General features: G+C 66.8%; 4 protein-coding genes. All 4 read left to right on the top strand.

Annotated elements, in window-relative coordinates; translation table 11 throughout:
• Positions 1-176 precede the first annotated feature (176 nt).
• The 4 genes from HY699_10190 to HY699_10175 all read left to right on the top strand — a co-directional run bounded on the left by HY699_10190 (position 177) and on the right by HY699_10175 (position 7,473).
• Entirely contained in the window at positions 177-2,171 is a 1,995-nt protein-coding gene (locus HY699_10190; protein ID MBI4516168.1) for a PAS domain S-box protein, read from the top strand.
• Positions 2,171-2,806, top strand: a complete 636-nt coding sequence (locus HY699_10185) for a response regulator transcription factor (GenBank protein ID MBI4516167.1) — start codon at positions 2,171-2,173, stop codon at positions 2,804-2,806. The genes HY699_10190 and HY699_10185 overlap by 1 nt, the downstream gene beginning before the upstream one ends.
• Before the next feature lie 121 nt (positions 2,807-2,927).
• The gene (locus HY699_10180) at positions 2,928-5,726 is read left to right on the top strand and encodes a PAS domain S-box protein (GenBank protein ID MBI4516166.1); all 2,799 of its coding nucleotides are present in this window, start codon (positions 2,928-2,930) and stop codon (positions 5,724-5,726) included.
• Positions 5,727-5,850: 124 nt separating this feature from the next.
• Entirely contained in the window at positions 5,851-7,473 is a 1,623-nt protein-coding gene (locus HY699_10175; protein ID MBI4516165.1) for a DUF3459 domain-containing protein, read from the top strand.
• Positions 7,474-7,652: the final 179 nt, after the last annotated feature.

Below are 7,652 nucleotides of genomic sequence, written 5' to 3'. Positions count from 1 at the left end.
CCTTTCGGCCATGGGCCTCGGCCTGACAGTACACAGTACTGTCAGACTGGCGAGGATTTGCCCGGTCGGCTGCACGTTACCCACAAATTTGTCGCACACCCCCACACCACATAGGCGAAGATAGGCGAAGATGCCCTCTGGCTTTCCGTGCTCGGTTTCTGGGATAATGCCGCCCGATGAGTTTGATCCGCCGGCGCTCTCTCTGGACCACCAAGATAACGCGACATGCACAGATGCTCGATGCCCTGCTGGCAGCGGCGCACGATCACGTCTACCTCATCGACCGTGACGGCAGGTACCGTTACGCCAGCGCGCCTGGTGCTCGTGTGCTTGGTCTCACCCCGGAGCAGATGGTCGGGCGCACCGGGCACGAACTGGGTTTTCCGGCGGAGGTCATGGAACACTTCGCGGCTGATTTCCGGGCGGTGTTCGCCGGCGGGCAAACGGTGACGACCGAAATCGACTTCCCCACCGCCGCCGGGCAGCGCCGCTACGAGTACATGTTGAGCCCGTTTCCGGCGGACGGCGAGATCGAGGCGGTGGTAGCAACGGTGCGCGACGTTACCGAGCGGCGGCAGGCGCAAGCTGCGTTGCGGCGGGCCTCGGAGTTCAGCACTCGGGTTACCGAGAACATCGCCTGCGCAGTTTGCGCCTTGGATTTGGAAGGCCGCTTCACCTTCGCCAATCGGCGCGCGGCCGAGATCAGCGGCTACGGCGTTGACGAGCTACTCGGCCGACCGTACGCGATGCTGTTCACCGGCCAGGAGCTAGCCGGGGTCAACGAGCAGTTTGCGCGGGCGATTCGAGGCGAGCAGATCAGCGGTTATGAGGCAACGCTGACCCGCAAAGACGGCGGGCGGCCAACCCTCCGCATCCGCACCAGTCCGCTGCTGCGCGACGGTCAAATCGAGACCCTGGTGGCCACCGCCGATGATGTCACCGAGCGCCTGCGAGCCGAGCGGCAACTGGCGGCGCAATACGCGGTGGCACGCGTGCTGGCGGAATCGCCCTCGCTGGTCGAGGCGGCGCCGCGGTTGCTCCAAGCCGTTTGCGAGGCGGCGGGCTGGGATCTCGGCGAGTTATGGCAGGTCTGCACCAAGGCCAACGTGCTGCGCTGGGCCGGCCTATGGCACGCGCCGGGGTTAAACCCGGGCCCGTTCGCCTTGAAGAGCCACGGCACCACTTTCGCCCCCGGCGCCGGCCTGCCTGGGCGGGTGTGGACCTCCGGACGACCGCGCTGGATTCCCGAGCTGAGTGCCGACAAGTACTTCGTCCGCCTCGGTGCTGCGCAGCGCACCGGCTTGCGTAGCGCCTTTGCCTTTCCCATCCGCCATGGCGGCCATGTGGTCGGGGTCATGGCCTTTTTCAAGCGCGATCCACAGCCGCCCAATCACGATCTGCTGCACGTGTTTGACGGGCTCGGCAACCAGATCGGCAACTACATCGAGCGCAAGCGGGGGGAGGAGCGCCTGGAGCGCTCCGAAGAAAAGCTGCGCGCGCTTGCCAATCGCGTGCTGGCGGCACAGGAGGTCGAGCGCACCCGCGTGGCCCGCGAGATCCACGACGAGCTGGGGCAGGTGCTCACCGCCGTCAAGTTCGACCTCGTGGCTTTGGCCGAGGAGATCGGCACGCGGCGCCGACCCGCGAGCGAGCAAGCGCAGGCATTGGTGCGCACGCTCGACGACACCATCGGCACGGTGCAGCGAATCACCGCCGAGCTGCGGCCCGGCATCCTCGATGAACTCGGCCTGGCCGCGGCCGTCGCCTGGCAGCTGCAAGAGTTCAAGCGGCGCACCGGCGTACGGACACGCTTGCGGGTAACGCCGGCAGGGGCAGACTTGGCGATCGAGCGCGAGCGCGCCACCACCGCGTTTCGCATCCTGCAAGAAGCTTTGACCAACGTCGCCCGTCATGCCCGGGCCAGTCGCGTCGAGGTGACGTTGCGCCAGGACGACTCTACGCTCTTTGTCAAGATCGGCGACAACGGCAAGGGCATCTCGAAAACCCAGGCGGCCAGCACTCGCTCGCTCGGCTTGGTCGGCATGCGCGAACGGGCGTCGCTATGGGACGGCTGCGTACACGTCGCCGGCGCGCGCGGCCGGGGCACGCGCGTCAGCGTACGTATTCCGCTGGCCGCAGGCAGTCGCCGGGCAGCACAGGAGGGCACCTGATGAAAGTCCTGGTCGCCGATGATCACGCGGTGGTGCGAGCCGGCATCAAACGGATCCTGGAAAAGGCGCACGAGCCTGTTCAGGTGGGCGAAGCCAGTACCGGGCAGGAGGTGTTGCAGAAGGTGCGGGCGAGCAAGTGGGATCTGCTGCTGCTCGACGTCGAATTCCCCGATTGCAGCGGCTTCGATGTGCTCAAGCGACTGGCGGCGCGTACCCAGACCGGCCCGCGGGTGCTGATGCTGACGATCCATGACGAGCAGCAATACGCCGTCCGCGCCTTGCGCGCGGGTGCCGCCGGTTTCCTCAGCAAGCAGTGCGCTCCGGAACAACTGGTGACGGCCGTGCGCAAGGTGGCGCGCGGCGGGTGCTACTTGAGCGCCGCGCTGGCCGAAACCCTGGCCTTCGAGCGAGTCGGCGGCGATCCCGAGCAGCCGCTGCACGCTTGCCTCTCCGATCGCGAATTCCAGGTGCTGTGCTCGCTGGCCGCGGGTCAATCGCTTACCGAGATCGCCCGCACACTCGGTATCAGCGTAAAGACGATCAGCACCCACCGCACCCGCATGCTGGCCAAGATGCGCATGAAGAGCACCGCCGAGTTGATCCGCTACGCCCTGCGCCACCGCTTGGCCCACTGAAGCGGGCGCGGACCGGCACGGGCGAAATGTGCCGGTATCAGGTATCTTCCTACCCTCAGCTAAGGCGAATTCCTACACTTACGCCTTGTATCCGCCGGCCGCTCAAGAGAAACATGCGGTAATGGCCGAGGGCTGGAGGTTCGTGGGGGTAAGAGCGCCCAAGGAGCGCTCGCTGTCGCTGTTTGCCCGCACGGCGGGGCAGATCGTTACCGGCATCGGCGGTCTCGCGCTGCTCGGCTGGGCCGCCGACATTGCCGTCCTGAAGAGCGTAGTTCCCGAGCTGGCCACCATGAAGGCCAACTCCGCCCTAGCGCTGGTGTTGCTCGGTGGCGCGCTGTGGTACGAGGCGGCCGAGCCCAATCGTCACCGCGGCTCGCGCATCGCTGCCGGGGCGGTCGCCGTGCTCAGCGCGCTCACGCTCGGCGAATACCTGCTGGGATTTGACTTCGGCATCGACCAGTTGCTGTTCCGAGAAGTGGCGGGAGCAGTCGAGACCGTTCACCCCGGGCGGATGGCGGTCGAGACCGCGCTTTGCCTACTGCTACTCGCGGGGGCGCTGCTGCTGCTCGACACCAACGGCCGTTGGCGGCACCGGCCGGCACAAATGCTCGCGCTGGTGGCTGCCGCCATCTCCTTCGTCGCCCTGGTGGGTTACGTCTACGGCGTACCGATGCTGTACCGGATGGCAGCGAGCTCGGCGATGGCGTTGCACACCGCCGTGGCGCTGGGGCTGCTGAGCCTCGGGGTGCTGTGTGCTCGGCCCGCGCAGGGCATTGCGGTGCTGGTTACCAGCGATGGTCCCGGCGGGGTGGTGATCCGCCGCCTCTTGGTACCGGCCATCGCGGTATTGCTGATCCTCGGTTGGATACGGCTGACCGGGCAGCGCGCGGGCCTTTACCAGACGGAGTTCGGTCTGTCGCTGATGGCGGTGGCCGCCAGCATCATGTTCGCGATCTTAGCCGTGCTGAACGCGCGCATGCTGGACCAAATCGACGCCGAGCGGCGCCGGGCCGAGGCCGCGCTGCAAACCAGCGAGCAGCGTTTCCGCGCCTTGACCGAGCAGAGCGCCGACGGCGTCGCCCTGGTTCATCCCGACGGCACGATTGCCTACGCCAGCCCGGCCATCCGCCGGATTCTGGGATACGAAGAGGGCGAGCTGGTGGGGCGCAGCGTGTTTGAAGTCACCCACGCCGACGATCAACCTCAGATCACCAGCCGGATGGCTGCGTTCATTCAACGCTCGGGCGACGTCACCGGCAACGAGTATCGCGTGCGCCGCCAGGACGGTGACTGGCGTTGGGTGGAGGTGGTGGCCACCAACTTGTTGAGCGAGCCGGCGGTGGGGGCCATCGTGGTCAATTGCCGCGACACCACCGAGCGCAAGCAGCTGGAAGAAGAGCGGGCGCGTCTGATTTCGGCCGTGGAGCAAGCGGGCGAGTCGGTGGTGATCACCAACCGCGCCGGCGTCATCGAGTATGTCAACCCGGCCTTCGAGCGCTATACCGGCTACCGCAGGGAGGAGGCGATCGGCCACAACCCTCGCATCCTCAAGTCCGGCGAGCACGACCGGGCCTTTTACCAGCAGCTATGGGAGACGGTTCTCTCCGGCCAGGTCTGGCACGGCGAAATCATCAGCCGGCGCAAGAGCGGCGAGCTGTTCGTCGCCGAGCACAACATCGCCCCGGTGCGCGATGCCCGCGGCGAGATCACTCATCTGGTATCGATCTGGGAAGACATCACCGAGCGCAAGCGGGCGGAAGAGGAGCGCGCCCGACTGTCGGCCGCCATCGAGCAGGCGGCCGAGTCGGTGATGATCACCAAGCCCGACGGCGCTATCGTCTACGTCAACCCGGCCTTCGAGCGGCTCACCGGCTACACCCGGGCGGAAGTCATCGGGCAGTATCCCCGCCTGCTCAAGAGCGGCCAGCACGGAGCGGAGCACTACGACGCCATGAGGGACGCGCTCACGCACGGTAAGGTCTGGGCCGGGCATTGTATCAACCGGCGCAAGGACGGCACGACCTACGAGGGTGAAGTTGTCACCTCGCCCGTGCGCGACGCGCGCGGAGAGATCAGCAACTACGTGCAAGTCACCCGCGACGTTACCTACGAGCGCCACATCGAGGAGCAACTGCGCCGACTCAACACCGATCTCGAACAACGGGTAAGAGAGCGCACCGCCGAGCTGACGGCGGCGAACAAGGAGCTGGAGGCTTTTAGCTACTCGGTCTCGCACGACTTGCGCTCGCCGCTGCGGGCGATTGCCGGCTTCAGCCGCCTGCTGCGCATCGACTACGCCGACCGGCTCAACGGCGAAGGCCGTCACTACCTGGAGCGCGTCGATAATTCCGTGCAGCGGATGAACGAGCTGATCGACGGCATGCTCGAGTTGGCCCGCCTGACGCGCGCCGAGATGCACCGCAGCGCTGTCGATATGAGCGCGCTGGCGCGGGCGGCCGCTGCCGATTTGGGGCGCGGGCAACCCGAGCGCGTGGTTAGTTTCATCATTGCCGAAGGCGTGATGGCTTACGGCGACTCTCGGCTGCTGCGCGTTGTGCTCGACAACCTGCTCGGCAATGCCTGTAAGTATACCGGCAAACACGCCACTGCCCGGATCGAGTTCGGCACGGCGGAGCTAGCGCCGGGCGCGCGCGCCGCCGAGGACGAAGAGCCGGCCAGCAGCCAACCCCAGGCGGTCTATTTCGTGCGCGACGACGGCGCCGGCTTCGACATGACTTACGCGCAGAAACTCTTCGGCCCTTTCCAGCGCCTGCACTCGAGCTCGGAGTTCGAGGGCTCGGGTATCGGTCTGGCCACCGTGCGGCGCATCATCGAACGCCACGGCGGCCGCATCTGGGCCGAAAGCCTGCCCGAACAGGGCGCCACCTTCTACTTCACCCTGCCGGAACCGGCGGGCTGAGGGGGCGCGCGCCAAACTTGTGGGTCTCCTCGCTCGGGTCTATCCGCTTACCCCCCCCCACCCCACAGCATTCGGACGCTTTCCCGGCTGGACTCCTCTTCGCCCCTTCGCTATGCCCGCCGGCATGTCGGTGCAATGGTGGCGCGAAGCGGTCTGCTACGAGATCTACGTGCGCAGCTTTCAGGACAGCAACGGTGACGGCGTCGGTGATCTCGCCGGCATTACGCAACGGCTGGATTACTTGAATGACGGCACCGAGAACTCCCTCGGCGTCGATGCGCTCTGGCTGACGCCGATCAACCCGTCGCCGATGTTCGACTTCGGCTATGACGTCAGCGACTACTGCGGAGTCGAGCCGCTGTTCGGTACCCTGAGCGAGCTCGACGAGCTGATCGCCGAAGCCCACCGGCGCAATATCCGCATCATTCTCGATCTCGTGCCCAACCACACCTCGCACCTGCACCCGTGGTTTCGGGCCGCGCGCAGCTCGCGCACCGATGCCCGGCGCGACTGGTACATCTGGCGTGATCCGGCACCGGACGGCGGCCCGCCCAACAACTGGGCGAGTTCCTTCGGTGGGCCCGCCTGGAGCCGCGATGACGCCACCGGGCAGTACTATCTGCACTCATTTCTGGCCGAACAGCCGGACCTGAACTACCGCAACCCGGCGGTGGCGGCGGCGATGGAGCGGGTGATCGAGTTCTGGCTCGACCGGGGCGTCGATGGCTTCCGTGTCGATGTGATCCACAAGATGGTGAAGGACGCGGCGCTACGCTCCAACCCGCCGCCGGCGCCGGAGGAGGAGCATCCGATCAAGCACTACGGCGGCCAGGTGCATCGTTACGACGAAGATCAACCCGAGGTGCACGGCATCATCCGCGGCTGGCGGCGCATCCTCGAGCGCTACGGCGAGCGCACAATGGTGGGCGAGGTCTACATCCTCGACCCGCAGCGCGTCGCCGCCTACTACGGCAACGGCGATGACGAGCTCCCGCTGGCGTTCAACTTCAGCTTCATGTGGACACCGTGGGACGCGGCGGCGTTTCGCGAGCAGGTGGCGCAGGTTGAAGCCCTGTTGCCGGCCGGGGCGCAGCCGACTTACGTCCTTTCGAGCCACGACGCCCCCCGCCACCGCACGCGCTTCGACGACCGCGTTCACGGCGACGCCCGTGCCCGCGTGGCCGCGCTCATGCTGCTGACACTGCGGGGCACGCCGTTCCTTTACTACGGCGACGAGATCGGCATGCAGGACGGCGTCATCCCGCCCGAGCGCATCTGTGATCCGGTCGGCAAGCGTTTCCCCGCCGTCGGCCGCGACCCCTGCCGCACGCCGATGCAGTGGACCGCCGGGCCGCTGGCCGGCTTCACCACCGCCGCCGATGCCTGGTTGCCGCTGGCGGCAGAGCACGAGCGTATCAACGTCGCCGCCGAGCAGCGCGACCCCGGCTCGTTGCTGAGCTTCTATCGACGCCTGATCTGGTACCGCAAGCAATCACCTGCGCTCACCCGCGGCACTTACCGGGCCTTGCCCAGCACCCCCGACACCTTCGTCTACCTGCGCCAGCACGACGGCGAGCGCCGGCTGATCGCCTTGAACTTCGCCGGCGCGGCCCGCACGGTGTCGTTGCCGTTCGAGTCCGGCCGCCTCGAGCTGTCGACGACCGCTGCCGGCCGGGTCACAGGTAGTTCCATAACGTTGCAAGCGCTGGCCCTGGGGCCGAGCGAAGGAGTGTTGGTCGCGCTCTAGTACGAGCGCGGCGTCTCACCTTGATCCTCTCCCATCCGGGACAGCAGACCCTGCAGGATGCGTCACCGTAATCGTAGGCAGAGCTACCGGCATCCCTGCGGGTATTGCTCCCTCTCCCTGCATCGCTGTGCGGGGAGAGGGGTGAGGGGTTCAGCTGCGAACAAGCTCAACTACCCGCG

The organism is Deltaproteobacteria bacterium (assembly GCA_016210005.1).
Taxonomy (GTDB): domain Bacteria; phylum Desulfobacterota; class Binatia; order HRBIN30; family JACQVA1; genus JACQVA1.
Note: the sequence above shows the minus strand (reverse complement) of the source record. Positions and strands in the feature narration are given on the sequence as shown.

What these genes read in the sequence shown, in the direction of transcription:
- HY699_10175 (MBI4516165.1), top strand. Translation starts at nt 5,851, where the DNA reads ATGTCGGTGCAATGGTGGCGCGAAGCGGTCTGCTACGAGATCTACGTG.
- HY699_10180 (MBI4516166.1), top strand. Translation starts at nt 2,928, where the DNA reads ATGGCCGAGGGCTGGAGGTTCGTGGGGGTAAGAGCGCCCAAGGAGCGC.
- HY699_10185 (MBI4516167.1), top strand. Translation starts at nt 2,171, where the DNA reads ATGAAAGTCCTGGTCGCCGATGATCACGCGGTGGTGCGAGCCGGCATC.
- HY699_10190 (MBI4516168.1), top strand. Translation starts at nt 177, where the DNA reads ATGAGTTTGATCCGCCGGCGCTCTCTCTGGACCACCAAGATAACGCGA.